The 25,765-nt window shown below is 54.0% G+C and carries 24 protein-coding genes and 1 pseudogene; 11 read left to right on the top strand and 14 right to left on the bottom strand.

Annotation, left to right across the window (positions count from 1 at the left end):
* The first annotated feature begins 26 nt into the window (after positions 1 to 26).
* Positions 27 to 2,189: a putative bifunctional diguanylate cyclase/phosphodiesterase gene (locus N7922_RS13455; protein ID WP_263096759.1), complete on the top strand. Its 2,163-nt coding sequence runs from the start codon at positions 27 to 29 to the stop codon at positions 2,187 to 2,189.
* 1 nt (position 2,190) lies between these two features.
* Here N7922_RS13455 and N7922_RS13450 read toward each other — a convergent pair whose 3' ends face one another.
* The 3 genes from N7922_RS13450 to N7922_RS13440 all read right to left on the bottom strand — a co-directional run bounded on the left by N7922_RS13450 (position 2,191) and on the right by N7922_RS13440 (position 5,356).
* Complete coding sequence (locus N7922_RS13450; RefSeq protein ID WP_263096758.1) at positions 2,191 to 3,018, bottom strand: trypsin-like serine peptidase; 828 nt, start codon at positions 3,016 to 3,018, stop codon at positions 2,191 to 2,193.
* A gap of 279 nt (positions 3,019 to 3,297) precedes the next feature.
* Positions 3,298 to 3,696, bottom strand: coding sequence for an acid resistance repetitive basic protein Asr (gene asr, locus N7922_RS13445; RefSeq protein WP_061495553.1), 399 nt, complete (start codon positions 3,694 to 3,696; stop codon positions 3,298 to 3,300).
* Positions 3,697 to 3,871: 175 nt separating this feature from the next.
* Entirely contained in the window at positions 3,872 to 5,356 is a 1,485-nt protein-coding gene (locus N7922_RS13440) for a carboxypeptidase M32 (protein WP_263096756.1), read from the bottom strand.
* Positions 5,357 to 5,488: 132 nt separating this feature from the next.
* Between N7922_RS13440 and N7922_RS13435 the strand changes: the two genes are divergently transcribed.
* Positions 5,489 to 5,581: a KPN_01571 family protein gene (locus tag N7922_RS13435; protein ID WP_263096755.1), complete on the top strand. Its 93-nt coding sequence runs from the start codon at positions 5,489 to 5,491 to the stop codon at positions 5,579 to 5,581.
* A 62-nt stretch (positions 5,582 to 5,643) separates the two neighbouring features.
* On the opposite strand, the gene N7922_RS13430 is transcribed toward N7922_RS13435, so the two are convergent.
* Complete coding sequence (locus tag N7922_RS13430; RefSeq protein WP_263096753.1) at positions 5,644 to 6,894, bottom strand: MFS transporter; 1,251 nt, start codon at positions 6,892 to 6,894, stop codon at positions 5,644 to 5,646.
* A 118-nt stretch (positions 6,895 to 7,012) separates the two neighbouring features.
* On the opposite strand from N7922_RS13430, the gene N7922_RS13425 reads away from it, so the two are divergent.
* The 3 genes from N7922_RS13425 to bioD all read left to right on the top strand — a co-directional run bounded on the left by N7922_RS13425 (position 7,013) and on the right by bioD (position 10,082).
* Positions 7,013 to 7,909, top strand: coding sequence for a LysR family transcriptional regulator (locus N7922_RS13425; RefSeq protein WP_263096752.1), 897 nt, complete (start codon positions 7,013 to 7,015; stop codon positions 7,907 to 7,909).
* A gap of 130 nt (positions 7,910 to 8,039) precedes the next feature.
* Complete coding sequence (gene mlc / locus N7922_RS13420) at positions 8,040 to 9,260, top strand: sugar metabolism global transcriptional regulator Mlc (protein WP_263096751.1); 1,221 nt, start codon at positions 8,040 to 8,042, stop codon at positions 9,258 to 9,260.
* A 126-nt stretch (positions 9,261 to 9,386) separates the two neighbouring features.
* Positions 9,387 to 10,082: a dethiobiotin synthase gene (bioD, locus tag N7922_RS13415; protein ID WP_263096750.1), complete on the top strand. Its 696-nt coding sequence runs from the start codon at positions 9,387 to 9,389 to the stop codon at positions 10,080 to 10,082.
* A gap of 134 nt (positions 10,083 to 10,216) precedes the next feature.
* Here bioD and dmsD read toward each other — a convergent pair whose 3' ends face one another.
* From dmsD to N7922_RS13390, 5 genes and pseudogenes are all read right to left on the bottom strand, one after another.
* Entirely contained in the window at positions 10,217 to 10,828 is a 612-nt protein-coding gene (gene dmsD, locus N7922_RS13410; protein ID WP_263096749.1) for a Tat proofreading chaperone DmsD, read from the bottom strand.
* A 76-nt stretch (positions 10,829 to 10,904) separates the two neighbouring features.
* Entirely contained in the window at positions 10,905 to 11,762 is an 858-nt protein-coding gene (locus tag N7922_RS13405; RefSeq protein WP_263096748.1) for a dimethyl sulfoxide reductase anchor subunit family protein, read from the bottom strand.
* A 1-nt stretch (position 11,763) separates the two neighbouring features.
* Entirely contained in the window at positions 11,764 to 12,381 is a 618-nt protein-coding gene (locus N7922_RS13400; protein WP_263096747.1) for a DMSO/selenate family reductase complex B subunit, read from the bottom strand.
* A 10-nt stretch (positions 12,382 to 12,391) separates the two neighbouring features.
* Positions 12,392 to 14,830 (bottom strand): annotated as a pseudogene (gene ynfE / locus N7922_RS13395) (selenate/tellurate reductase subunit YnfE).
* A 152-nt stretch (positions 14,831 to 14,982) separates the two neighbouring features.
* Positions 14,983 to 15,264: a DUF1161 domain-containing protein gene (locus tag N7922_RS13390; protein WP_263096746.1), complete on the bottom strand. Its 282-nt coding sequence runs from the start codon at positions 15,262 to 15,264 to the stop codon at positions 14,983 to 14,985.
* 180 nt (positions 15,265 to 15,444) lie between these two features.
* Between N7922_RS13390 and N7922_RS13385 the strand changes: the two genes are divergently transcribed.
* On the top strand, positions 15,445 to 16,155 hold the full coding sequence (locus tag N7922_RS13385) for a YnfC family lipoprotein (RefSeq protein WP_263100904.1): 711 nt from the start codon (positions 15,445 to 15,447) through the stop codon (positions 16,153 to 16,155).
* 18 nt (positions 16,156 to 16,173) lie between these two features.
* On the opposite strand, the gene speG is transcribed toward N7922_RS13385, so the two are convergent.
* Both speG and N7922_RS13375 read right to left on the bottom strand, forming a co-directional pair.
* Positions 16,174 to 16,731 carry a spermidine N1-acetyltransferase gene (gene speG, locus N7922_RS13380; protein ID WP_263096745.1) on the bottom strand — a complete coding sequence of 186 codons (558 nt, stop codon included), beginning with the start codon at positions 16,729 to 16,731 and terminating at the stop codon, positions 16,174 to 16,176.
* A gap of 52 nt (positions 16,732 to 16,783) precedes the next feature.
* Positions 16,784 to 17,122, bottom strand: a complete 339-nt coding sequence (locus N7922_RS13375) for a DUF1283 family protein (protein WP_263096744.1) — start codon at positions 17,120 to 17,122, stop codon at positions 16,784 to 16,786.
* Positions 17,123 to 17,261: 139 nt separating this feature from the next.
* On the opposite strand from N7922_RS13375, the gene N7922_RS13370 reads away from it, so the two are divergent.
* The 5 genes from N7922_RS13370 (at position 17,262) to N7922_RS13350 (ending at position 23,684) form a co-directional block, all read left to right on the top strand.
* Positions 17,262 to 17,588, top strand: a complete 327-nt coding sequence (locus N7922_RS13370; RefSeq protein ID WP_263096743.1) for a YnfA family protein — start codon at positions 17,262 to 17,264, stop codon at positions 17,586 to 17,588.
* Positions 17,589 to 17,701: 113 nt separating this feature from the next.
* Positions 17,702 to 18,916 carry a starvation-sensing protein RspA gene (rspA, locus tag N7922_RS13365; protein WP_263096742.1) on the top strand — a complete coding sequence of 405 codons (1,215 nt, stop codon included), beginning with the start codon at positions 17,702 to 17,704 and terminating at the stop codon, positions 18,914 to 18,916.
* Positions 18,917 to 19,000: 84 nt separating this feature from the next.
* Positions 19,001 to 20,407: a glucuronate isomerase gene (gene uxaC, locus N7922_RS13360; RefSeq protein ID WP_263096741.1), complete on the top strand. Its 1,407-nt coding sequence runs from the start codon at positions 19,001 to 19,003 to the stop codon at positions 20,405 to 20,407.
* A gap of 22 nt (positions 20,408 to 20,429) precedes the next feature.
* Positions 20,430 to 21,971, top strand: coding sequence for an MFS transporter (locus tag N7922_RS13355; RefSeq protein ID WP_263096740.1), 1,542 nt, complete (start codon positions 20,430 to 20,432; stop codon positions 21,969 to 21,971).
* A 249-nt stretch (positions 21,972 to 22,220) separates the two neighbouring features.
* Positions 22,221 to 23,684 (top strand): mannitol dehydrogenase family protein, encoded by a 1,464-nt coding sequence (locus N7922_RS13350; protein WP_263096739.1) that lies wholly within the window; start codon positions 22,221 to 22,223, stop codon positions 23,682 to 23,684.
* 45 nt (positions 23,685 to 23,729) lie between these two features.
* On the opposite strand, the gene ydfZ is transcribed toward N7922_RS13350, so the two are convergent.
* The 3 genes from ydfZ to ydfG all read right to left on the bottom strand — a co-directional run bounded on the left by ydfZ (position 23,730) and on the right by ydfG (position 25,635).
* Positions 23,730 to 23,933: a putative selenium delivery protein YdfZ gene (gene ydfZ / locus N7922_RS13345; RefSeq protein ID WP_263096738.1), complete on the bottom strand. Its 204-nt coding sequence runs from the start codon at positions 23,931 to 23,933 to the stop codon at positions 23,730 to 23,732.
* 176 nt (positions 23,934 to 24,109) lie between these two features.
* Positions 24,110 to 24,796 (bottom strand): GntR family transcriptional regulator, encoded by a 687-nt coding sequence (locus tag N7922_RS13340; protein WP_263096737.1) that lies wholly within the window; start codon positions 24,794 to 24,796, stop codon positions 24,110 to 24,112.
* 89 nt (positions 24,797 to 24,885) lie between these two features.
* Entirely contained in the window at positions 24,886 to 25,635 is a 750-nt protein-coding gene (ydfG, locus tag N7922_RS13335; protein ID WP_263096736.1) for a bifunctional NADP-dependent 3-hydroxy acid dehydrogenase/3-hydroxypropionate dehydrogenase YdfG, read from the bottom strand.
* Positions 25,636 to 25,765: the final 130 nt, after the last annotated feature.

The raw sequence follows: 25,765 nt of genomic DNA, 5'->3' as shown, positions 1-25,765 counted from the left end.
TTCGGGCCACCATGAAGAGGCGGCGAATGTTTAATCCGTTAAGCTGGCGAAATATCCCCACAGCCCGAACCCTGTTCATCATGATTTTTATGGCAGGGATTGGCCTGATTATTTCCGTTGTCGCATTACTCTATCTCTCGTTACATCTGATCAGCACCAAGACCAATGAAATTGATCGGCACCGCACGGCGCTCTCGGTAGAAGGTGCGATTCAGACCGCGATTAACCGCACCCGCTCGCTGGTGATTGATAACGCCGTTTGGGATGATGCAGTGCGTGAGACCTACCGCCCGCAGCTTGATCCTCAGTGGCTGTTCACGACCTGGGGGGCGGGGTTCAAAGTGAACAATCTCTATGATGGCACCTTCGTGCTGGACGAAAATTTCCGCGTGTTGTGGGGCGCGTTTCGCGGCGAACCCTTTAACGAAACGAATCTCGCCTTTTTTGGCGACGGGTTGGTGGCGTTAATCCGTAACCATGCGCAGTCGTTACAGGCCGGGCAGGAGGTTTTTGCCGGTCTTACCCGAACCCGCGAGGGGGTGGCGTTTGTCAGTATTGGGCTTATCCGTCCGATGGTGGGCCGCCTTGAGGTGTATGACCAAACCCGCCGCTATCTGATTATTACCCGACATCTCAATGCCAGGATCCTGAGCGATCTCGGCGCCACCTTTCAGATTGAAAACCTGAGCTATTCGCCAGGCGTGGAGACGGCGGCCAGTATTCCGATGCGCGGATCCGCTGGCGAGTTGCTGGGCTACCTGAGCTGGACGCCGGGTCTGCCTGGCGTGCAGGCCGCCCGCGCAGCCGCCGGGGATATCCGCCGCATTGCAATGCTTGCGTCTGCGTTAATCCTTCTGTTTATTGCCCTGAGCAGCGCCGGGTTATATAAGCTGGCGAAAGAAGAGAAAATCGCGCGCAAAATCGCCCTGACGGACTGGTTGAGCCGCCTGCCTAACCGACGTGCGTTGATTGAACACCTGGAGCAGTTGAGCGCGGTGGGTGACAGTGAACTGATTAGCGTGGTGTTTATCGATCTCGATGGCTTTAAAGATATCAATGATATTTACGGGCATGATGTCGGCGACAGGTTAATTGTCACCATCGCCCAGACGCTGCGGGAGAAGATCCCTACGGATGGCATGCTGGCGCGGATGGGCGGAGACGAATTCGCGATGACGCTCAGCGGGCCGTGGTCGACGGAGAAAGCAACTGAATTTGCCGAAAGCGTGTTGCAGTATCTCACGTCGCCGGTCCGCATTGGCAAACGGACGATTCATATTGGCGCCAGTATCGGTATCGCCAGCGGGACGCTGGTGGAGTGCTCCAGTTCGGAACTGTTTCGCCGCGCCGACATCGCGATGTATCACTCTAAAATGACCGGCAAAGCCTGTATGACCCATTACAATGCCGAGCTGAACAGCGCTCGCGAGCGGCAACTGTTGATCGAAAATGACATTCGTGAAGGGCTGGAGCGCGATGAGTTTGATGTCTGGTATCAACCGATTGTTGATGCCCGTACACAGACGATGATTGGGGTGGAAGCGCTGGCGCGCTGGCCGCGTCGTCCGGGCGGCGAACTGAAGCCGGACGACTTTATTCCCGTGGCCGAAACCAGTGGCCTGATTTATGCGCTGGGTCAGTTTGTGCTGCGGCGCGCCTGCCAGCAATTAATGCCGTTGAGTACGCTCAAGCTGTCGGTAAATATCTCGCCTGCACAGTTTCGCGATCCGGACTTTGAAAACAAAGTTGCCACCGTGCTGGGCACAACGCAGTTTCCGGCGCGGCGGTTACAGCTTGAAGTGACCGAAACCTACGTACTGGAAAACCCGGAACGCGCACGTGCGGCGATCGCCAATTTAAAAGCGCTGGGTACGGCGGTGGCGCTGGATGATTTTGGCACGGGGTATTCGAGCATTGGCTATTTACGGCGTTTTAATTTCGACACCATCAAAATTGATAAATCGCTGGCCGGTCTGGTGGATGATGATGAACAGGCGTCGGTGCTGGTGAACGGCACCATCCGCATCGCCAGTGCGCTCGGTATGCAGGTGGTGGCGGAAGGCGTGGAAACAGAAAAACAGATGAAACTGCTGCGGCTGGCCGGCTGCGACCAGCTACAGGGCTACTATTACAGTGCGCCAAAACCGCTGCACGACATTTTGCAACTGCCGTTACAGCGGCAAGGTTGAACTAGTCGTTCTCTTTCGCCAGCGCTTCTAACTTATCGCGAAACCCGGTGACGGAAATAGCCCGGTTATCGGCGCGCCAGCGATCTTTTGCGGCAGGCGCTGAGCTTTGTACGGCAATCAACTGCCAGCCGTCATCGGTTTTCAGCATCAGCGGCGAACCACTGTCGCCCGGCAACGTATCGCACTGGTGCGACAGCACCGTGCTTTGCGCCCACCCCGTCACCACGCAATCCTGATGGCTGTATAACGTATCGAGGTGATCTTCCGGATAGCCGGACTGTGTGACTTTCCGATCGGTCGCTTTCAGCGCCGCAGTGAGCGCCTCTTTATCACCGGCGAACAGCGGCAACGGCGTAATGCCGGAAGGCGGGTTACGCAGCACCACCAGCCCAAAATCCCAGGACGCGGCAGAAGAGGGGACAATCCAGCCGTCGCCGTCTGCTTTCAGGCGGTGACCGAGCGAGGAATCGACCCGGCCTTCAATATCGTGAATTTCATAGCGCCAGACGCCTTTCTGCGACACAAAACGCAGGGCGACGGCCTTATCCGCTTTACCGCGCGGCGGCGTTAACAGGCAATGCCCGGCGGTTAAGGCCAGGTGAGGAGAAATCAGCGTCGCGGTACATAAGTTGCCGCTGGCGGTTTCCAGTTGACCAATCGCATCCCATGGCGCTTTGGTCGGTGTGGTGACCCGGACACGATCATCATGTCCGAAAAACAGCGTCTTCACGTCGCTGGCGTTTATGGCGTTATCATCGCCTTCGTCAGCATGCCCAACAGCGGAAAACAACAGCAGCGGTCCCAGCAACAGCACAACGGTTTTTCGCATATCACACTCGGGTGGGGGTAATTATGATTATTAAACGTAAGCCCAGGTTAATAAATATAGACGGGACGTGAAGAAAGTGGGAGTAAAATCAGCGCACTACATCAGTAAAGATAGAACTGGATGGCAATGATCGCGCAGATAATCAGCATCGCCAGGATCACTTCAAAACGATAACGTCGCAGCATATGCCCTCCAGAGAAAAGCGGCGCTTCGCCCTAAGGGTCAGCGCCGGTTAAACACGGCGCTCGTACGTTGAGCGCCGGATTCAATCACGTTTACTTATGCAGCCGGTTGTGCAGCCGGTTTAGCAGTGTGTTTTACGTGTTTAGTATGTTTTACGTGTTTTTTAGCAGCCTGCGCCTTCTGTTCTACAGCCGGTTTGGCAGCTTTTTTGTGGTGTTTTTTAACTTTTGCAGCCTGAGCTTTCTGTTCTACAGCCGGTTTAGCGGCTTTTTTGTGGTGTTTCTTAACTTTTGCAGCCTGAGCTTTCTGCTCTACAGCCGGTTTAGCGGCTTTTTTATGATGTTTCTGTACTTTTTTCACTGGTGCGGCGGTAGTGGTGGTAGTCGCAGTCGTGGTTGCAGCCGGAGCCGGAGTTGTAGTTGCAGTGTCAGCAGCGAAAGCAGCAGAAGACAGACCCATTGCAGCGGCAACAACCAGAGCTAATACTTTTTTCATTCCGATATCCTCGAATTGGTTTCTTCATTCAACCCCACTGCGGGGCCGTTGAAAGAACTATATCCATAAAAATTCACCACTTCCGTGAGTGATTGGTATCGGCGTGTAACGGAATGTACAGCGGGGATGTACAGCGAAAAATAGCGCGCCGGAACGCTGCTCCGGCGCGGGTTTACTACAGGTAGCGGCGGGTAAGATGCTCGCGGAAATAGCGCACGTTGAGCGCCTCGCCCGTGGCATTTTCGATCAATTGTGCGGTGCTGAAGCGGCTGCCATGTTGCCAGATATTTTGCCGCAGCCAGTCAAACAGCGCGGTGAAATCACCGGCGGCAATGACCTCGTCCAGCCCCGGTAGCGCGTTACGCGCGGCATGGAACAGTTGGGCGGCATACATGGCGCCCAGTGTATAAGAGGGGAAATAACCAAAGCCGCCATCGGTCCAGTGAATGTCCTGCATACAACCGTTACGGTAATTGCCTTCGGTGGAGAGCCCCAGCCATGCCTGCATCTTTTCGTTCCACAGCGCCGGAATATCCTCGACCTCAATCTCGCCATCCATCAGTGCGCGTTCGATCTCATAACGCAGGATCACGTGCGCCGGATAGCTGACTTCGTCTGCATCGACGCGGATATACCCCGGTTTTACGCGTTGATTCCAGGCAATAAAGTTGCGCTCTTCAAAGGCTGGCTGCATCCCGAAACGCTGCACGATGGCAGGTTGCAGGCGGCGTAAAAAGGCATCGCTGCGCCCGAGTTGCATTTCAAAAAAGAGGCTTTGCGACTCATGAATGGCGGTGGAACGCGCCAGCGCAATGGGCTGACCTGGCCAGTGACGCGGCAGGTTTTGCTCGTAACGCGCATGCCCCGTTTCATGCACCACGCCAAACAACGCGCTCAGCAGCTCATTTTCATCGTAGCGGGTGGTAATGCGCACATCTTCCGGCACGCCGCCGCAGAAGGGATGCGCACTCACATCAAGACGCCCGCCATTGAAGTCAAAACCCAGTACCTGCATGGCCTGCAATCCCAGTTCACGCTGCCCGTCGATGGGGAACGGCCCTTGCGGCGCAAGCAGCGATTGCTGTTCCTGTTTCGCGACGGCTTTCTGCAACAGGTCCGGCAACCAGGTTTTCATATCGCCAAACAGTTCATCCAGGCGGGCGCTGGTCATATCCGGCTCAAATTTATCGAGTAGGGCGTCGTAAGGCGTGCAGCCTTTGGCGGCTGCGCGCAGGTGTGCCTCTTCACGGCTCAGCCTGACGACCTCTTTCAGGTTGGCGGAAAATCCGGCCCAGTCATTATTGGGGCGCTGCGTACGCCAGGCGTGCTCGCATTTGCTGCCCGCCAGCGACTGCGCTTCCACCAGCGCTTCTGGCAACAGTGCGGCTTCCTGGTAATGACGGGTCATTTCACGCAGGTTGGCTTGTTCAATATCGTCCAGATCTTCTTGTTGCGCGGCCTGTATCCACTGACCGGTTTTTTTGTCGGTCAGGATCTGATGGCGCAACACGCTGAGTTCTGCCAGCGCTTCTCCCCGCGCGGCGCTTCCGCCTGGCGGCATCATGGCGAACATGTCCCAACTGGCGATGGCGGCGAGATGCGAAAAGCGCGACAGGCGAAGAAACGTGCGGGTGAGCTGTTGATAGTTTTGCTTGTCCATAATGCCTCTGGTTGTGTTTTTTTCTGCAATAACCACCTAAAAGTAGTAGTTATGCTGCCGATAATGGGATTTGTACCATAATAGATAAATCTTATTTACATCACCAAATAACAACACAGCGCAGCAATAATCATGAATCCATTTGTATGGGTAATCTTTGCTCTGATGGCGCTTGATGCCGTGCGTGAGCTGATGGGCGCCTCGTCCGTATTAGGGTTGTTTTAACGGGCTAACAGCGCAAATAAAAAACCCCGCGCGAGGGCGGGGTCATGACGCTTTTCGCGGCATTATTGCAGGCGAGCGTGGAGTCTGTTGCCTACCAATACCGCGATAACCAGCATTGCTGCAATAAAACCGCCCACGCCATTCCAACCGTAACTGTGCCAGAACACCCCACCTAACGTGCCCGCCAGGCTGGATCCCAGGTAGTAGCTGAACAAATAGAGTGATGAGGCCTGGCCTTTGGCGCGTTTTGCACGCGGCCCAATCCAGCTACTGGCGACCGAGTGGGCGGCAAAGAAACCGGCGGTAAACAGCAGCATGCCGGCAAAGATCAGCCACAGCGACGAGAACAGCGTTAACAGCAGACCCATCAGCATTATGCTGGTGGCGCCCATCATCACCGGGCCACGACCATATTTACTGGTCATCGCGCCCGCTTTCGGTGAACTCCAGGTCCCCGTTAAGTAGGCCACGGACAACAGCCCGACCACCGCCTGGCTCAGCGTCCACGGGGATTGCATCAGCCGGTAGCCAATGTAGTTAAACAGCGTGACGAACGAACCCATCAACAGGAAGCCTTCCAGAAACAGCAGCGGCAGGCCTTTATCGCGCCAGTGCAGGCGGAAATTGATAAACAGCGTTTTCGGGCGCAGCGATGACGGGCGAAAATGGCGCGATTCCGGCAAAATTTTCCAGAACATCAGCGCCGAGGCCAGCGCAAAGCAACCAATGGCCGCCAGCGCGATACGCCAGTTAAAAAAGTCGGTAAATACCCCGCTGATCAGGCGTCCGCTCATCCCGCCGATGGAGTTGCCGCTGATGTATAACCCCATGGAGAAGGCGACAAAACTGGGGTGGATCTCTTCACTTAAATAGGTCATGCCGACTGCCGCCACGCCGCTTAATGACAGACCCAGCAGCGCACGCATCACCAGAATGCCGTGCCAGCTGGTCATCATGGTCGACAGTAACGTACAGCAGGAGGCGAGTAACAGCGCGGTCACCATCACTTTTTTGCGACCAATCGCGTCCGACAGCGGGCCGGTAAACAGCAGGCCGATTGCCAGCATCGCGGTCGAGATAGAAAGGGAGATACTGCTGCTGGCGGGCGAGACGCCAAACTCATGGGAGAGCACCGGTAAAATCGGCTGTACGCAATAGAGCAGGGCAAATGTCGCTAACCCGGCGGAGAAGAGCGCCAGCGTCACGCGCATAAATTGGGGGGTACCACGTTTAATAAACTGTCCCGGCACAGAAACAGGTTTTTCGTCAACGACGCTTGCCGGCGCGGTGTCAACGGTTGTTGTACGACTCACTCGAGATCCTTAGCTTTTCATCCCGTGATTTTGGTGACGGGCTTACCACGTCATAAGGGTATGAAATGTGTAATATTCTGTCTAATATATTAATAATCTCAAATAAGACTTATTAAATATGAATATCGAGCTGCGCCATCTACGTTACTTTATTGCCGTTGCCGAAGAGCTGCATTTCGGCCATGCCGCCGCGCGGTTGAATATCTCGCAACCGCCGCTCAGCCAGCAGATCCAAATTCTGGAGCAGCAGATCGGCGCGCGTCTGCTGGCGCGCACCAACCGCAGCGTTTCTCTGACGCCCGCGGGCAAACAGTTCCTGGCCGATAGCCGGCAAATCTTAAGTCAGGTGGATGACGCCGCTGCCCGCGCCGCGCGTTTGCATCAGGGAGAAACCGGGGAGTTGCGCATTGGTTTTACCTCATCAGCGCCATTTATCAAGTCCGTCTCCGACACGCTGTCATCGTTTCGTCAACGCTACCCGGATGTGCATTTGCAAACGCGGGAAATCAACACCCGTGAGCAGATTGCGCCGTTAAACGAAGGGGGACTGGATCTGGGGTTAATGCGTAATACGCAACTGCCGGAAACGCTGGCATGGCAGGTGATCCTGCGTGAACCGCTGTTGGCCATGATCCACCGCGATCACCCATTAGCCGCGCGTGAGGCAGTGTCGCTGGTGGAACTGGCGCAGGAGCCGTTTGTCTTTTTCGATCCGCATGTGGGCACTGGCCTGTATGACGATATTCTTGGGCTGATGCGCCGTTACCACCTGATGCCGACGATTGCGCAGGAGGTCGGCGAAGCCATGACCATTATTGGTCTGGTGGCGGCGGGTATGGGCGTGTCGATTCTGCCTGCCTCTTTCCGGCGGGTACAATTGCGTGAAATGCGCTGGGTGCCGATTACCGAACCGGATGCGGTGTCGGAAATGTGGCTGGTATGGTCAAAACATCATGAACAGGGAACGGCGGCGGCGCGTTTTAAGCAACACCTGCTTGCGGCGGCGGGCGGATAATTTTTGCACATAAGTCCTTGCAAAATGTGCTGTAAATCACAAGCCGGGGTAAAAATTTGACGACGACCCGTGAAGTGCTTCACCATAGCCCCAGAGTTTATTTCGAAGCGCGAAAATAAGGGAGTCAGAGGTGGTTGCTGATAGTCAGCCTGGGCATATTGATCAAATTAAGCAGACCAATGCGGGGGCAGTGTATCGCCTGATTGATCAGCTTGGCCCGGTGTCGCGCATCGACCTTTCCCGGCTGGCGCAACTTGCGCCCGCGAGCATTACCAAAATCGTCCGCGAAATGCTCGAAGCGCACCTGGTGCAGGAAACAGAAATTCAGGAACCCGGCAGCCGGGGGCGTCCGGCTGTGGGACTGATGGTGGAAACCGAAGCCTGGCACTATCTTTCGCTGCGCATCAGCCGGGGCGAAATCTTCCTCTCCCTGCGCGATCTCAGCAGCAAACTGGTGGTGGAAGAGCGCCTCGAACTCCCGCTTGTTGATGCGTTACCGTTGCTGGAACGCGTCACGTCGCATATCGATCGTTTTTTTACCCGCCATCAGAACAAGCTGGAGCGCCTGACCGCTATTGCCATCACGCTGCCAGGCATTATTGATACGGAAAACGGTATTGTTCACCGCATGCCGTTTTATGACGATGTCAAAGATATGCCGTTGGGCGAAGTGCTGGAGAATCATACCGGGGTGCCGGTGTATGTGCAGCACGATATCAGCGCCTGGACGATGGCGGAAGCGCTGTTTGGCGCATCGCGCGGCGCGCGGGATGTGATTCAGGTGGTGATCGATCATAACGTGGGCGCCGGGGTGATCACCGACGGGCGCTTATTGCATGCCGGGAGCAGCAGCCTGGTGGAAATCGGCCACACCCAGGTCGATCCCTACGGGAAACGCTGTTATTGCGGCAACCACGGCTGCCTGGAAACCATCGCCAGCGTGGAAAGCGTGCTGGAACTGGCGCAGCGGCGTATGAGCCAGTCCATGAGTTCGATGCTGCACCAAAAACCACTGACGGTGGAGTGGCTGTGTCAGGCGGCGCAGCAGGGCGATCTGCTGGCAAAAGACATTATCAGCGGCGTTGGCGCCAATATTGGCCGTATCCTCGCCATCATGGTGAATTTGTTCAATCCGCAAAAAATATTGATTGGATCGCCGCTCAGCAAAGCCGCAGATATCCTCTTTCCCGCCATTACCGACTGCATTCGCCAACAGGCGCTACCGGCTTACAGTAAACACATCAGCGTGGAGAGCACCCAGTTCACCAACCAGGGCACCATGGCCGGTGCGGCGCTGGTAAAAGACGCGATGTATAACGGATCGTTGTTGATTCGTCTGTTGCAGGGGTAACAATTTTGCACTGTTGCCCTAAAAATTGCGCTACCTCAAGCTGAGTCCTGTGCACTTAACTTAGACTTTCCCCTACTGAATTATTTTCCTGGTTTATATTTTCGTTGAACAACGGTGGGGTTCGTCATGCTTAAGCGTTTCTTTGTAACGGGTACAGACACTTCTGTCGGCAAGACAGTGGCGTCCCGCGCGCTACTACAGGCGCTGGCTGCCAGCGGCAAAACAGTGGCAGGGTACAAACCTGTCGCCAAAGGAAGTAAAGAGACGCCGGAAGGGCTGCGCAACAAAGATGCGCTGGTGCTGCAAAGCGTTTCATCGCTGGAGTTACCTTACCAGGCGGTAAACCCTATCGCGTTAAGCGAAGAAGAGAGCAGCGTTGCGCACAGTTGCCCAATCAATTACACCCTGTTATCCAACGGCCTGGCGGATTTGTGCGACCGGGTTGATCATGTGGTGGTTGAAGGCACCGGCGGCTGGCGCAGCCTGATGAATGACTTACGCCCGCTTTCTGAATGGGTGGTGCAAGAGCAAATGGCGGTCGTGATGGTGGTGGGGATCCAGGAGGGGTGCCTTAACCATGCGCTTCTGACCGCTCAGGCGATTGCCAGTGACGGTCTGCCGCTGATTGGCTGGGTCGCCAACCGTATCAATCCGGGGCTGGCGCATTACGCAGAAATCATCAATGTACTGAGTAAAAAACTACCCGCGCCGCTGGTCGGTGAACTGCCGTACCTGCCACGCCCGGAACAGCGCGATTTGGCACAGTACATCAATCTGCAAATGGCAACCGGCATGCTGGTGGCCGACCGCGTTTTAGCCTGAAAAAAACCTCCGCCCGGATGGCGTAACGGCTGTACACCATGCCTAAAAAATTGTCTTAAAAGAGAAGCGCAAGAGTGACACTGTCACGAATTAACGGGCAGAGGGGTGTCCCGATCGTCTGACCGGGAGGGGAATTAACGGAAAAGCGGTTTTTGTGCGACCGGGATCAGCAACCGGGATTGCCAGTCCGCCAGCGTGAGTTGCGCCAGTAACCCCAACGCATGCCAGAAGGGATGCCTGGCTTCGTTGCTGAATACCGTGAGAAAACGCCCGGCCCACGGCAGCAGATGCCAGGCCAGCAATTGATCGCAGGCGACACGGTTGCCTTGCTCCGCCAGCCACGCCGCCAGCAACAGCAATGCGCCAAAGTGATCTTCGGGCTCATTTTGTCCGCTGCTGAAAACGACGCTGTTTTCACGCATCCACTGGCGCAGCGCAAGCGTAGAGTCGCCAAACAACACACTCTCTTTATCCAGCCATACTGAGCCCCACGGCGGTGCAGGCAATGCGTGGGGACCAATCAATAAACGCTGCCAGGCGTCCTGCAACGGTTCATCGCAGGCTATGGTAAAACCCGCAGTCAGTGGCTGAAGAACCGCTTGCGGCAGCGGCCATTGTTCGACCCCGTCACCCTGTTTAAACGCGGCAATCAGCGGTGCTGCCGGTTCGCTGTCCGGCGGGTAATAAAACAGTGCGCCCAGCACGCGGGCGGTAAAAATGAATGCTTCACGGGTATCGTCAGTCATAGTCTCCCCAATAATCTCGGCAATACCGTTTATAGAGGCCGGACAGGGCGTAAGCCGCTATCCGGCACGTACGCGATTAACCCGCAACGGCAACGCCGACGGTCATATGCAGCCCGTAAAACAGGCCGCGACCGATGACTTCGCCCGCCATCACCAGCACAATCCCGGCCAGCAGGCTGATCACCTGCGGTTGCTTATGCATCACCAGCGGACAGATCCAGCACCCCAGACCGAGCGCCACCAGCACCAAACGCCACACCTGTAGCATGCCGTAATCCGGCACCAGCGCGATGGCCTGTTGAACCGAACTGTGGATTTCGCCCAACTGCACGCTTTGCAACATCACCACTGCGCAGCTTGCCACCAGGGCGGCAACGCTAACCGCCGCAAAACGCGACGCGTTATAACGCATCCCCGCCAGTCTTAGCAGCAGCGCCCCCAGCAGTGGCCCGCCGATAAGCATCGTCAGGAAAAAGCTGGCGGTGGTGTAACCGTTGTGCCAGGTGGGAACGGTGTCGATTTGGTAAACACGCGTCATCGCCCAGACAAACAGCACACCCAGCACCATGCTGACAACCAGCCATAAGCGCCCGAGCGCAGCAGGCATTTTGCCCAGCCATGTAACCAGCCACCAGAAACCACCCACGGCGAAAAACAGCGATCCGGCGGCGATTTCATTACTCAACGCCGATGCGCCCACACGGTTCAGTGAGTTGAATGCCCGCAGCGGCGAACCAAGGTGTATCATCGAGGCGATAAAGCCAATGCCCATCACGATCCACAGCAAAAACTGGCTGCGCACAATGCTGGCCTGCGTACGCCGATCCCCGGAGGTTGCCATCCAGCCAAGGCCGGTGACGATCAATCCGCCCGCCACACACTGGCCGAGCACGGTAAACAGCACCAGCGGCCATTCATGCCATCCGCTTCCCATTTCACACCTCCTGCGGGTTTGCCAGATAGCCGGTGGTATCCCCTGTCGGGCGGCTGTTGGCGTTGGGTTTGATGACAATATTCGGCCGGGTAAAGTGCGATGCCGGCAACGGCGCAATAGCGGCGAGTGAACCGTGCTGTTTACGCAATTCGTCGATAGGGCCAAAGTCCAGCGCCCGTAACGGGCAGGATTCGACGCAGACAGGCTTTTTGCCCTGCGCGACGCGGTCATAACAACCGTCGCACTTGGTCATATGTCCTTTCGCGGCATTGTATTGCGGTGCGCCATACGGGCAGGCCATATGGCAGTAACGACAGCCGATACACACCTCTTCATCCACCACCACAAAGCCATCTTCGCGTTTATGCATAGCGCCGCTTGGGCAGACTTTGGTACAGGCCGGATCGTCACAATGGTTACAGGAAAGAGAGAGGTAATAGGCAAAAACGTCCTGATGCCAGATACCCTGATCCTCCTGCCAGTTGCCACCTGCATATTCGTATACGCGGCGGAAACTGACGTCCGGGGTTAAGTCCTTGTAATCTTTGCAGGCCAGCTCGCAGGTTTTACAACCGGTGCAGCGGGCGGAGTCAATAAAAAAACCATACTGCGTAGTCATCCGCTACTCCTTAAACCTTTTGGATGTCGACCAGATTTGTGTGCTGCGGGTTGCCTTTCGCCAGCGGCGAGGGGCGGTGGGTGGTCAGGGTGTTCATACAGCCGCCATGATCGATGCGATCGCCGTCCATATTGGCCTGATGCCACGCGCCCTGGCCCATTGCGCTGACCCCCGGCATAATGCGCGGCGTCACTTTCGCGGCAATCCGCACCTCACCGCGATCGTTAAACACGCGCACCATGTCGCCATTCGCGATGCCGCGTTTTTGCGCATCAATGGGGTTGATCCACACTTCCTGGCGGCAGGCTTCTTTCAGTACATCAATGTTGCCGTAGCTTGAGTGGGTACGCGCTTTGTAGTGGAAGCCAAACAGTTGCAGGGGGAACTGGCTGCGTGCGGGGGAGTCCCAGCCTTCAAAGGTTGAGGCATACACCGGCAGTGGGCTGATAACCTCGTCTTTTTCCAGCTCCCAGCTACTGGCGATTTTTGCCAGTTGGCTGGAGTAGATTTCGATTTTGCCCGACGGGGTTTTCAGTGGGTTGGCTTGCGGGTCGTCACGGAATTTTTTATAGGCGACAAAGTGACCGTTCGGATCTTTGCGCTTGTAAATCCCCATCTCTTTGAGCGCGTCGTAGGAGGGCAGTTGCGGATCTTTCGCCACCATTTTGGCGTACAGATACTTCAGCCACTCTTCCTGGGTTCGTCCTTCGGTAAAGCGCTGGTAAATATCCGGCCCCAGACGACGGGCAATCTCGCTGGTGATCCAGTAAATCGGTTTACGTTCAAACTTCGGTGTGGTTACCGGCTGGAGGAAGATCAGGTAGCCCATATTCCCGGCATAATCGTTGGGAATGATATCTTCCTGTTCCACGGTCATCAGGTCCGGCAGCAGGATATCGGCGTACAGGGCTGACGAGGTCATAAAGTTCTCAATCACCACGATCATTTCGCATTTGCTGTCATCCTGCAGCACATCGTGGGTGTGATTGATATCGCCATGCTGGTTGGTGAGGGTGTTGCCCGCGTAGTTCCAGATGAACTTAATCGGCACATCCAGTTTGTCTTTCCCGCGCACGCCGTCGCGGGTGGCGGTCATTTCCGGCCCACGGGCAATGGCATCGGTCCAGGTAAAACAGGAGATCGACGTTTTCACCGGGTTTTCCGGCATCGGCATCCGTTCAATGGTGATGGTGTAAGTGGATTCCCGCGCACCGCTGTTACCGCCATTGATGCCGACGTTTCCGGTCAGGATCGGCAACATGGCGATCGCCCGCGAGGTCAGTTCGCCGTTGGCCTGGCGTTGCGGTCCCCAGCCCTGGCAGATATACGCCGGTTTCGCGGTGCCGATTTCGCGCGCCAGTTTAATGATCTTATCGGCAGGAATACCGGTGATCCGGGCAGCCCACTGCGGTGTTTTTGCAATGCCGTCATCGCCCTGACCCAGAATGTAGGCTTTGTAATGCCCGTTGGCGGGCGCATCTGCTGGCAATGTTTTCTCGTCGTAGCCCACGCAATAGGTATCAAGGAACGGTTGATCAACGAGGTTCTCGGTGATCAGCACCCAGGCCATTCCGGCCACCAGCGCGGCATCGGTTCCCGGACGAATCGGGATCCACTCATCTTCGCGCCCGGCGGCGGTGTCGGTATAACGCGGGTCAATCACCACCATCCGCGCATTGGAGCGCTCGCGCGCCTGCTCCAGATAATAGGTGATGCCGCCGCCGCTCATCCGGGTCTCTGCGGGGTTGTTGCCAAACATCACCACCAGTTTGCTGTTTTCGATGTCCGAGGTGCTGTTCCCCTCGTTGGAGCCGTAGGTGTAGGGCATGGCGCAGGCGATTTGCGCGGTGCTGTAGGTGCCGTACTGGTTGAGGAAACCGCCGTACATGGCCATCAGACGGGCAATAATGGAGGCTGAAGGGGACGAGCGGGTAATGTTGCCGCCGACGATACCGGAAGAGTAATTAATGTAGACCGCTTCGTTACCGTACTTCTGCACCACGCTTTTTAAGCTGTTGGCGATGGTATCAAGGGCTTCGTCCCAGCTAATGCGTTCAAACTTACCCTCACCGCGTTTGCCCACGCGCTTCATTGGGTAGTTCAGGCGGTCCGGGTGGTTGATGCGCCGACGGATCGAACGCCCGCGCAAGCACGCGCGGACCTAGTGGTTGCCATACTGATCTTCGCCGGTATTGTCCGTTTCAACCCAATACACTTCGTTATCCCGGACGTGTAAGCGCAGCGCGCAGCGACTGCCGCAGTTTACCGAGCAGGCGCCCCATACGACTTTGTCCGGAGCGGGTTGCATGGCTTGCTGTACGGCGGCCGCGGCGGAACGCATGCCGAAAGGGAGATGAAAACTGCTGGCGGCCAATGCAAGCGACCCGAGCGCGGTAGATTTCACCAGCGTTCGTCGGCTTATGCCACCGCTGTGTTCGGTTTCAGACATAGCTCACTCCATTATTATTTATAATAAAAAGAAATTACCCGCCAAATTAATAAGCAGGCTAATAATGGAATAATCCTACCCATCAGGGGGTAGCGAAGTCTTAACCGTGATCAAGTTGAGGATAATCCCCCAGGAATTACGGGGGATTACATTTACTGCGCGTCGGTGCCTTGTTCGCCCTGTGGCGCAGCACCGCTGTTGCGGATGTACAGAATTTTGTAGGTATCATTGGCACAATGCCCAACGACCTGGGCACCTGCCTGATCGGCCTGGTCATTTGGCACAATTTTCAGGCTAAAACCTGATTCCGGAACACCATTATTAATAATGCGCTGCTGGATGTCCGTTTTGACGCGCTCGCAGGAATCCGGTGCGGCAAATGCCGGAACACATGCCCCCAGCAGTAGTGCACAAAGCCAACGTGAAGCGTGCATCCTCGTCTCCTTTTATGTAACCCGCGTTAAGCTTAGCACTTCCCGCGTAAGCGAAAGGTAAATATCTGAATAGTCTGAATAAGCGACGTAACAGGCCACAGAAGCCAGGATCAGACTGCCCTATATTGGAAAGGATTTGCTAATATATGCGCAATACAGAAGAAAAATGTGGTGAACCCGTTGAAAAAACAGCTATTAGTCATCTCTCTCGCCGTGTTATTAGCCGGATGTGATGATGCGAAAGGACCGGTATCGTTTACGCCAGAGATGGCCAGTTTTTCAAATGAATTTGATTTTGATCCGCTTCGTGGCCCGGTAAAAGATTTCAGCCAGACGTTGCTCAACGATAAAGGTGAAGTGACCAAACGCGTGACCGGCACGCTGTCGAAGGAGGGATGTTTCGACACGCTGGAGCTTCACGATCTGGAAAACAACAGCGGCGTGTCGTTGGTATTGGATGCGAACTACTATGTTGATGCCGATTCTCAGGAGAAGCGTCTGCGCTTGCAGGGGAAATGCCAACTGGCGGAGTTCCCGGCGGCAGGCGTCACCTGGGATACGGATGACAACGGTTTTGTTGTGCTTGCACGCGGTAAAGATATGGAAGTGAAATACCGCTACGATGAGGAAGGTTACCCGCTGGGGAAATCCACCACCTCGAAAGAGGAGCATTTAACGGTGGCGTCCACGCCCTCAAAAGATAAGCGCAAGAAGCTCGATTACACAGCGGTCAGTACGCTGAATGATAAACCGCTGGGCAACGTGAAACAGAGCTGTGATTACGACAGCCACGACAACCCGGTTAGTTGCAGTCTGGTGATGATCGATAACAGCGTAACGCCGTCGGTGGAACGCAAATTCAGCATCAAAAATACCATCGACTATTATTGATGCCGATGCCCGCCGCGCTTATTGCGCGGTGGGTTTTAACAGCGTAGATGCGGTTTTGTGCGCGGCCAGATATTGCTGCTGGAAAATGCACATGCGGATGGTATTGCGGTATTCGCCATTAATAAAAAATTCATGGATCAATTCGCCTTCCACCATAAATCCCAGCTTGCGATAGATGTGAATGGCCTTTTCGTTTTCTTTATCAACAATAAGATAGAGCTTATACAGGTTGAGTACGGTAAAACCGTAATCCATGGCCAGCCTGGCCGCCTTTGATGCCAAACCTTTGCCCTGATGCTCTGGCGAAATAATGATCTGAAACTCCGCCCGGCGATGCACATGGTTAATTTCCACCAGTTCAACCAGTCCGGCTTTTTCGCCTTCGCACTCCACCACAAAACGGCGTTCGCTCTGATCGTGGATGTGCTTATCATACAAGTCCGAGAGTTCAACGAAGGCTTCGTACGGCTCTTCAAACCAGTAGCGCATCACGCTGGCGTTATTATCAAGCTGGTGGACAAAGCGCAGATCTTCGCGCTCAAGCGGGCGTAAACGAACGCTGCTGGCGTCACTCATGGGAAATCCTTTTGCGGTGAGAGAAGCGGGCGCAGAGCGCGCCCGAAAGCGATTACTGAATTTGACGACCGGTGCGGCGATCCAGGCAACGCAGGGTATTCGGTTCCCAGTACGCGTTCACGTTAGTGCTTTTCTGGCAGTTATCCTGGGCATCGAAAGCCACGTCGGTTTTGTCCCACTCTTTCTCTACGCGTTTGTTCACTTTAGTGCGCAGGCTGCGCGTGTCATTCCATTGCTCTTTTTCCATCGAGGCGTGTTGACGGCTTTGGGCCGTGTCGCCGGATTCGATCACCAATCGGTTGGTTTCAGCCAGAGCGGAAGTGGTGTACACGATGGCACCCAGCGTCAGCATAGCGGTGAGGCACAGGCGTTTGCTAAGTGTAGTTGTCATTGCGATTTCCTTATTTGTGAGAAACAAAAGGCGTACGTTTCTATTCTATGCGATCTCAGCCATCCGGGATACCGGGCGCTCTGACTGAGAGCATTATCGGGTATGATGGTTCAACCAATATTGAATAATAGTGCCAAAAATGTTCAAAACGACACTGCTTTTCTTTGCTACTGCACTGTGTGAAATCGTCGGCTGTTTTCTACCCTGGCTGTGGCTGAAGCGTGGCGCAACGCCGCTGCTACTGGTGCCGGCGGCACTAGCGCTGGCGCTGTTTGTCTGGTTGTTGACGTTGCATCCGGCGGCCAGTGGGCGGGTTTATGCCGCTTACGGCGGGGTGTATGTCTGTACCGCGCTGCTGTGGTTGCGCGTGGTGGAGGGTATCAAACTCAGCGTGTATGACTGGCTGGGCGCAGCAGTGGCAATGTGCGGAATGTTGATCATTGTTGCCGGATGGGGGCGCGCATAAGCGCCCGATTTTTTGTGACCAAAAGCGTGTTTTTTGATCGACCTACTTGTATGGTAGTAGCCCAATGGCGTAGATTTCCTGCATTACGTTAAGACGATGCAAGGAATAACCGAATGAAGATAGTAGGGGCTGAAGTTTTTGTTACCTGTCCGGGGCGCAATTTTGTCACCTTAAAAATCACCACCGACGAGGGGATTGTCGGGCTGGGCGATGCCACGCTTAACGGTCGTGAGCTCTCTGTCGCGTCCTACCTGAAAGACCATCTTTGCCCGCAGCTTATTGGCCGCGATGCCCATCGTATCGAAGATATCTGGCAATTTTTCTATAAAGGCGCTTACTGGCGTCGCGGTCCGGTGACCATGTCGGCGATTTCGGCGGTGGACATGGCGCTGTGGGACATCAAAGCCAAAGCCGCCAATATGCCACTGTACCAACTGCTGGGCGGTGCGTCGCGCGAAGGGGTGATGGTTTACTGCCACACTACCGGCCATACCATTGATGATGTGCTGGAAGATTATGCCCGGCATAAAGAGATGGGCTTTAAGGCCATTCGTGTGCAGTGCGGCGTGCCGGGCATGAAAACCACTTACGGTATGGCAAAAGGCAAAGGCCTGGCTTACGAGCCGGCAACCAAAGGGCAGTGGCCGGAAGAGCAGTTGTGGTCGACGGAGAAATACCTCGACTTTACGCCGAAACTGTTCGATGCCGTACGCAATAAGTTTGGTTTCCATGAGCATCTGCTGCACGACATGCACCATCGCCTGACGCCGATTGAAGCCGCGCGTTTCGGCAAGAGCATCGAACAGTACCGCATGTTCTGGATGGAAGATCCGACCCCGGCGGAAAATCAGGAATGCTTCCGCCTGATCCGCCAGCACACCGTCACTCCGATTGCCGTGGGCGAAGTGTTTAACAGCATCTGGGATTGCAAGCAGTTAATCGAAGAGCAGCTGATTGACTATATCCGTACCACCATTACCCACGCGGGCGGCATTACCGGTATGCGTCGCATTGCTGATTTTGCCTCGCTTTATCAGGTTCGCACCGGCTCTCATGGCCCGTCTGATTTGTCACCGATTTGTCACGCCGCCGCACTGCATTTCGACCTGTGGGTACCGAACTTTGGCGTACAGGAATATATGGGCTACTCCGAACAGATGCTCGAGGTTTTCCCGCACAACTGGCGTTTTGACGATGGTTATATGCACCCGGGCGATAAACCGGGGCTGGGTATCGAGTTTGATGAAAAACGGGCGGCAAAATACCCCTACGATCCGGCGTATTTACCGGTCGCAAGACTGGAAGACGGCACATTGTGGAACTGGTAACGCGGGATTAAGGCATTCCCGTATGTATATATGCAGGCGGGGATAACGATAAAAAGTAACACCATAAATAAATGTGGGCTATATATGAAATTTATCAACGATAGCTTTATGATTGGTAATGCTCGCGGTGTGCAATTATATCAGGATATCGCAAAAGAATTGCCAGTCATTGATTATCACTGTCATCTCGACGCCAGGGAAATATACGAAAATAAGAGTTACGATAACATTACTCAGTTATGGTTAGCGGGCGATCATTATAAATGGCGCGCAATGCGTGCCAATGGGATTGATGAGAGATATATTACCGGGGATGCCAGCGCTGAAGAGAAATTTGCCGCATGGGCGCAAACGGTAGAGGCGAGTTTCGGTAATCCGCTTTACCACTGGACTCACCTCGAATTGCATCATTATTTTCACTGTGATGAATTGCTGGATAGCCATAACTGGAAAGAGGTCATGGAACATTGCAATAGTTTATTATCTGGAGCGGATTTTTCACCGCGGCAGTTAATTAAACGCGCCAATGTTGAAGTGATTTGCACTACCGATTCTCCGCTCGACTCTTTATATTATCATCAGAGATTAAGTGAAGAGTCCGACTTTCCAGTGAAAGTATTACCTACTTTCCGCCCTGATGAAGTCTTTGACAATAACGCGAAAACTTTCTCTCAATTTATTGATAAGTTGGCTGACATCACAGCAATAACGATTACTACTTTTGCTGATTTCTCGGAGGCTATTGGCAAACGCATCCGTTTCTTTCACCAGACGGGGTGTCGCATTTCCGACCATGGGCCCGTTGAGATTCATTATAAATCTGTAAATGAGGCGACGATTTCGTCACTGTTTTTGCGTAAAAGAGCAGGGCAGACGTTAAGCAAGGACGAGAATATTATTCTTGATAGTGCCATTTTTATCATGCTCGCACGCCATTATAAAAAACATAACTGGGCAATGCAGATCCATTTTGGCGCCATTCGCAATAACAATACCAAAATGCACCAACTCCTGGGTATTAACACAGGTTTTGATGCATTAACAGATCAATATCAACTGGCAGAAAATTTGAATGGATTGTTAGATGCAATGGCAAAAGACAATGCCTTGCCTAAAACTATCCTTTACAACCTTAATGCCAGTTATAACGATCTTGTGGCTACGACTATCGCTAATTTCCAGTCAGCGGATTGCGGGGTTAAATCACCGATGCAATTTGGATCAGGCTGGTGGTTTAATGACACACGTCGGGGCATGGAGAACCAGCTTGCTTGTCTGGCCGATCAGGGGCTATTGATGAACTTTGTCGGCATGCTTACGGATTCTCGTAGCCTTGTATCCTATACCCGACATGATTATTTCAGACGAATTTTATGCAACCTTATTGGCGGTTGGGTAGAAAGAAAAGAAGTGCCAGATAATAACAAGATATTGTCTCGCATGATTAGAAATATATGCCACGACAACGCCAGGGATTATTTTAATTTCTAATTACCTTCTCTGAGGATAGAACATGTCTATTTCAAGCAAAAAAATCACCATACCGGTGAGTATCGGGTATGGCATGACGGATATAATGGGTGGGGGCGCATTTACCGTTATTGGTGCATGGTTACTCTTTTTCTATACAACTTTTGTTGGTTTGTCCCCGGTAGAAGCCGCTTCCATTGTCGCGATTGCCCGTATTGTTGATGCCATCGTAAGTTTGTTTATGGGCAGCTTTACCGATCATTTTTACAAGAATTATTTCGGCAAAAAATTCGGTCGTCGCCGCTTCTTCTTGCTGATTGGCGCACCACTCATGCTGGTATACAGCTTGTTATGGTTGAATGGGATGAGTTACGGATTTTATCTGTCTGTCTATCTCGCATTCGAAATCATTGCTGCAATGGTACTGATCCCTTGGGAAACGTTGCCCTCAGAAATGACCAAAGACTTTAATTCGCGCACGAAGCTATCGACTTGCCGTATGTTTTTATCCGCATCCGGCACGTTTCTGGCAACGTTTATTCCGGGACTTTTGATAGGTTATTTTGGTGAGCATAATGCCAACGCCTATTTGATTAACGGTGTGATTTTTGCGGTGTTATTTATGGTTTGTGTGTTTATTTCATGGAAAGTGACCTGGGAGCGTGAGTTGACACCGGATATGCTCGCTCAACTGGAAACAAAAACGCCCAATACGACTTTCTCGCAAAAAGTATGCGCCTTTGCACGCTTGTTCAAAGAGTATGGTTCAACGCTAAAAATCAGAGCCTTCAGAAAACACCTTGCCATTTATTTATTGTCATTCACGGGCAAAGATGTTTACAACACGGTGTTTGTCTTCTTTTGTGTGTACTGTCTGAATGTCTCTTCTTCATTGGCTGGTAGCCTCCTCTCGATGAGCATCGTTGGTTTGCCTGTAACATTGATCGCAGGGATTGGCATTATTAAATTTGGGCCTTCGCGTCTTTATGTTTTTGCCTATTCATTGATGTTGCTGTGCCTTGGCGGGTTCTTCGCTGTTTACCAAATTCCTGCGCTGAACACGGTAGCCACATTGGTGATTCTGGCTGGTTTGTATCAGGTTGGTCGCTGTGTTCTGGAGTTCACACCGTGGAATGTGTTCCCGTTTATTCCTGATATTGACGAAATGGTGAGTCGCCAGCGTCGTGAGGGATTGTTTGCTGCGGTGATGACTTTCTCACGTAAAACGACAGTAGCCATTGCGACTTTTATTGTCGGCCTTTTATTGCAGAATGGCGGGTTTGTTAAAGGGAGCCAGGTTCAGCCGCCAGAAGCTATTCACATGATTGCCATGTTGATGTTTATCGGCACGGCAGGATTGTTGCTACTCGCACTTTGGCAAGCTGTCACGTTCAACCTCAACAAAAAGACGCATAAGATTTTTGTTGAAGAGGTGGAGCGCCTGAAAGCGGGAGGGGCAAAAAATGCGGTGACCACGGATACCCGCCGAATTGTGGAAGATCTGACGGGTTACGATTACGACACATTGTGGACAGAGAAGGGCGCAGTACAGCAAACAGGGACCTCGCGGATGACTTCCGCCTGATATTCTGGTTTACAACCTGGCCGTTAAACTACAATGCTGTCACATAACTTTGCTTTTGTATCACACCACTTAGGCAAAAGTTAACGTAAATCAATATTCAGCCATCCACAATTGGTATCGTTAATGACAGATATTTTTTTACCTTATCTACCATTCTAGTTTATGTAGTCAGCAAGCGGTCGGTAACGTCAGGTTTCCCGGCCGCTATGCTGGCGGGATTTCCGTTTCATCTATTAACGAGTCGCAACTATGGAAAACCGGTTACTCAACGCAAAAGCAACACTTCCCCACTATAACCGCGACGCACTGCAGGCGCGGATCGTGCACCTGGGTTTTGGCGCGTTTCACCGTGCTCACCAGTCGGTCTATGCGGATATCCTCGCCGCGGAACATGGCAGCGACTGGGGCTACTGCGAAGTCAACCTGATTGGCGGCGAGCAGCAGATTGCCGACCTGAAACAGCAGGATAATTTGTACACCGTGGCGGAAATGTCTGCCGATGCGTGGACTGCCCGCGTGGTGGGCGTTGCGAAACGTGCACTGCACGCACAGGTGGATGGCCTGGAAACCGTACTGGCGGCAATGTGCGAACCGCAAGTGGCGATTGTGTCGTTGACCATTACCGAGAAAGGGTACTGCCACTCTCCGGCGACCGGCCAGTTGATGGCCGACCATCCCTTAATCGTGGGCGATTTGCAAAACCCGCACCAGCCAAAATCTGCCGCCGGGGTGATTGTCGAAGCGCTGGCGCGCCGCAAAGCAGCCGGGTTACCGGCTTTTACCGTGATGTCTTGCGATAATATGCCGGAAAACGGCCATGTTACGCGCAATGTGGTCTGTGCCTATGCCCGCGCGGTCAACGGGGAGCTGGCCGACTGGATCGAGGCAAACGTTACGTTCCCCTCCACCATGGTGGACCGCATTGTTCCGGCGGTAACGGCTGACACGCTGGATAAAATCGAACAACTGACCGGCGTGCGCGACCCGGCGGGCGTGGCCTGTGAGCCGTTCCGTCAGTGGGTTATCGAAGATAACTTTGTTGCCGGACGCCCGGAATGGGAAAAAGCGGGCGCGGAACTGGTGGCGGATGTGATCCCGTTTGAAGAGATGAAACTGCGCATGCTCAACGGCAGCCACTCGTTCCTCGCTTATCTCGGCTACCTGGCGGGCTATCAGCACATTAATGAGTGCATGGAAGACGACAACTATCGTCGCGCTGCACACGCGCTCATGCTGAAAGAGCAAGCCCCGACGCTGAAAGTGAAGGGGGTTGATCTGGCGCACTACGCCGATCTGCTGATTGCACGCTACAGCAACACCGCGCTGCGTCATCGCACCTGGCAAATCGCGATGGACGGTAGCCAGAAACTGCCACAACGCATGCTCGATTCTGTACGCTGGCACCGGGTGCATCAGCGCGATTTTTCACTGCTGGCGTTAGGCATTGCGGGCTGGATGCGCTATGTGGGCGGCGTGGATGAAAAAGGGCAGGCCATTGAGGTGTGCGATCCGCTGTTGGCGGTGATCCAGAGCGCGGTGAACAACAGTGCGCAAGGTGAAGCCCGCGTGCAGGCATTACTGGGTATCGATGCGATTTTCGGTAGTGAGCTGCCGAAGGATGCCACCTTTGTCGCGCAGGTGAAAAACGCGTATCAGACACTGCTGGAGAAAGGAGCAAAAGCGGCGGTTGCGCAGTACGCTGCGGCGCTGTAATGCTCTGTAGAATGCCGCCGCGGCGGCATTCTCACCACGTCGTGCTTAGTGCAGGCCCAGGCGAATCAGTTCAACCGGTTCGAATTTGCCTTCACAACCTTCCACTTCCACCGTTTTGCTGCGACGCAGCGCTGCCGCACTTAGCCCGTCAGCATGAATAGCAACAATTTTCCCGGTGCGGCCTGTGCCATTAATCATGACGCGGGTGCCGGTAGTAATGGGGTTATGGTTACGATCATAAGTCATCATGGTGATTTCTCCTTGTTGATATCCGCAAAATCATCCGGGGCAGAAGATGTCCCCGCGACGGACTGACTATCAATACGCCTCTGACGCGATGAGTTGTTGTTTTTGATCAAAGTCACACTTTTTAATGACCAAAAAGCATGACGTGTTAGCCAGACCGGGAGGACAAAGGAGGGAGATTACTCTTCGCTGAACCAGTCGCGATTTTCCTGGCGAATGGTTTTCACCGACTCGCTGATTTCCTGCAAATGCAGGGTCATGGCGCGATCGACGGCGTCGGCGTCGCGCTTTTCCAGCGCGGCAAAAATATCCAGATGTTGACGCAGCAGCATCTCCGGCGGCGAGACGTGATCGAGACTCATATAACGCACGCGGTCAATGGTGGCTTTGATGTTTTCGATGGTGTCCCAGGCAAGCTGACAATCCGCAATCTGCGCCAGTTTCTGGTGGAAACTGTCATCCAGTTCGAAAAAGTCATTCAGCTGCTTGCGCTCAATGGCAATGCGTTGCTGGTTCAGGTTCTGTTCCAGCAGGTAAGCGGTGCTGTCATTGATCATTGCGGCGGCGCGGCGCGCGACGGCGCACTCAATCGCCTGGCGGACGAAACAGCCGTTGCGAACCTGAGTCATCGAGATTTTATTGACGTAGCTGCCGCGCTGCGGGCGGATCTGAATCAGGCCGTTTTCCGCCAGTTTAATAAACGCTTCCCGCACCGGCTGACGCGACACGTCAAAACGCACCGACACTTCTTTTTCTGACAGCGGCGTGCCAGGTGGGATCAGACAATGCACAATATCCCGCCGCAGGATGCGGTAAATTTGTTGATTGACGGGTTGGGTAGGATTGAGTTCCGTTTCGGCAGCCATGCGCTCTTACTTTTTAAAGGGTTAACCTGTCTACCATACCATTAATTTTACCCACATCCCATACCCGGCCCGCAGGCCGGGCGAGGGGATTATCCCTGACGGTGAACGCTAAGCCCCGCGTACGTCTGGCTGACCGGCATCATTTCCAGCGTATTGATATTGACGTGTTTCGGCAGCGTCGCCACCCACCATACCGCTTCGGTCACATCTTCCGGCGTCAAGGCAGTGGTTTTTTCGTAGGTTTTGCCAGCCTTATCATCATCGCCTTTAAAACGCACGTTCGAGAACTCCGTGCCGCCGACCAGCCCCGGCTCAAGGTTGGTGACGCGCACTGCGGTGCCGCTCAGATCGGTGCGCAGGTTCAGACTGAACTGGCGAACAAAGGCTTTGCTGGCGCCGTAAACGTTGCCACCCGCGTAAGGCCAGCTACCCGCTGTGGAGCCAATGTTGATCACATGGCCACGATTGCGTTCCACCATGCCCGGCAGGACGGCGCGGGTCATATAGACCAGACCTTTGTTATTGGTGTCGATCATCGTTTCCCAGTCATCGACACTGGCTTTGTGCGCAGGCTCCAGACCCAGCGCAAGACCGGCGTTGTTGACCAGCACATCAATCTCACGCCATTGCGCTGGCAACGCGGTGATAAACGCCTCGATAGCGGCGCGATTGCGCACATCCAGTTGCGCTGTATAGAGGTTATCGCCCAGTTCGTCTTTCAACTCCTGCAAACGTTCCTGGCGGCGGCCTGTCGCAATCACTTTATGGCCATTTTGAATGAAACGGCGCGCGATGGCTTCGCCAAAACCTGCCGTTGCCCCGGTAACCAGAATAATCATCTCACTGTTCCTCAACGCTTTTTGTGGTGTTGTACCATAGCATGCGCCGCTATTGAGCGGTAACGCAAGTTGTCCCACCCTACAGTGTGGCAAAAAACCGTTGCTTGTGTGCAAGGAAGAGAAATGATTG

The sequence above is a fragment of the Kosakonia sp. ML.JS2a genome, assembly GCF_025642095.1.
Lineage (GTDB): Bacteria > Pseudomonadota > Gammaproteobacteria > Enterobacterales > Enterobacteriaceae.
Note: the sequence above shows the minus strand (reverse complement) of the source record. Positions and strands in the feature narration are given on the sequence as shown.

Bases quoted from the DNA above. Each gene is read 5' to 3' on its own strand.
- dmsD (WP_263096749.1), bottom strand. From the start codon at position 10,828: ATGACTGACGATACCCGTGAAGCATTCATTTTTACCGCCCGCGTGCTG.
- N7922_RS13370 (WP_263096743.1), top strand. From the start codon at position 17,262: ATGTTCAAAACGACACTGCTTTTCTTTGCTACTGCACTGTGTGAAATC.
- N7922_RS13440 (WP_263096756.1), bottom strand. From the start codon at position 5,356: ATGGACAAGCAAAACTATCAACAGCTCACCCGCACGTTTCTTCGCCTG.
- speG (WP_263096745.1), bottom strand. From the start codon at position 16,731: ATGAGTGACGCCAGCAGCGTTCGTTTACGCCCGCTTGAGCGCGAAGAT.
- N7922_RS13450 (WP_263096758.1), bottom strand. From the start codon at position 3,018: ATGCGAAAAACCGTTGTGCTGTTGCTGGGACCGCTGCTGTTGTTTTCC.
- N7922_RS13350 (WP_263096739.1), top strand. From the start codon at position 22,221: ATGGAAAACCGGTTACTCAACGCAAAAGCAACACTTCCCCACTATAAC.
- N7922_RS13425 (WP_263096752.1), top strand. From the start codon at position 7,013: ATGAATATCGAGCTGCGCCATCTACGTTACTTTATTGCCGTTGCCGAA.
- asr (WP_061495553.1), bottom strand. From the start codon at position 3,696: ATGAAAAAAGTATTAGCTCTGGTTGTTGCCGCTGCAATGGGTCTGTCT.
- ydfZ (WP_263096738.1), bottom strand. From the start codon at position 23,933: ATGATGACTTATGATCGTAACCATAACCCCATTACTACCGGCACCCGC.
- bioD (WP_263096750.1), top strand. From the start codon at position 9,387: ATGCTTAAGCGTTTCTTTGTAACGGGTACAGACACTTCTGTCGGCAAG.
- rspA (WP_263096742.1), top strand. From the start codon at position 17,702: ATGAAGATAGTAGGGGCTGAAGTTTTTGTTACCTGTCCGGGGCGCAAT.
- uxaC (WP_263096741.1), top strand. From the start codon at position 19,001: ATGAAATTTATCAACGATAGCTTTATGATTGGTAATGCTCGCGGTGTG.
- N7922_RS13455 (WP_263096759.1), top strand. From the start codon at position 27: ATGTTTAATCCGTTAAGCTGGCGAAATATCCCCACAGCCCGAACCCTG.
- ydfG (WP_263096736.1), bottom strand. From the start codon at position 25,635: ATGATTATTCTGGTTACCGGGGCAACGGCAGGTTTTGGCGAAGCCATC.
- N7922_RS13390 (WP_263096746.1), bottom strand. From the start codon at position 15,264: ATGCACGCTTCACGTTGGCTTTGTGCACTACTGCTGGGGGCATGTGTT.
- N7922_RS13355 (WP_263096740.1), top strand. From the start codon at position 20,430: ATGTCTATTTCAAGCAAAAAAATCACCATACCGGTGAGTATCGGGTAT.
- N7922_RS13375 (WP_263096744.1), bottom strand. From the start codon at position 17,122: ATGACAACTACACTTAGCAAACGCCTGTGCCTCACCGCTATGCTGACG.
- N7922_RS13405 (WP_263096748.1), bottom strand. From the start codon at position 11,762: ATGGGAAGCGGATGGCATGAATGGCCGCTGGTGCTGTTTACCGTGCTC.
- N7922_RS13340 (WP_263096737.1), bottom strand. From the start codon at position 24,796: ATGGCTGCCGAAACGGAACTCAATCCTACCCAACCCGTCAATCAACAA.
- N7922_RS13400 (WP_263096747.1), bottom strand. From the start codon at position 12,381: ATGACTACGCAGTATGGTTTTTTTATTGACTCCGCCCGCTGCACCGGT.
- N7922_RS13435 (WP_263096755.1), top strand. From the start codon at position 5,489: ATGAATCCATTTGTATGGGTAATCTTTGCTCTGATGGCGCTTGATGCC.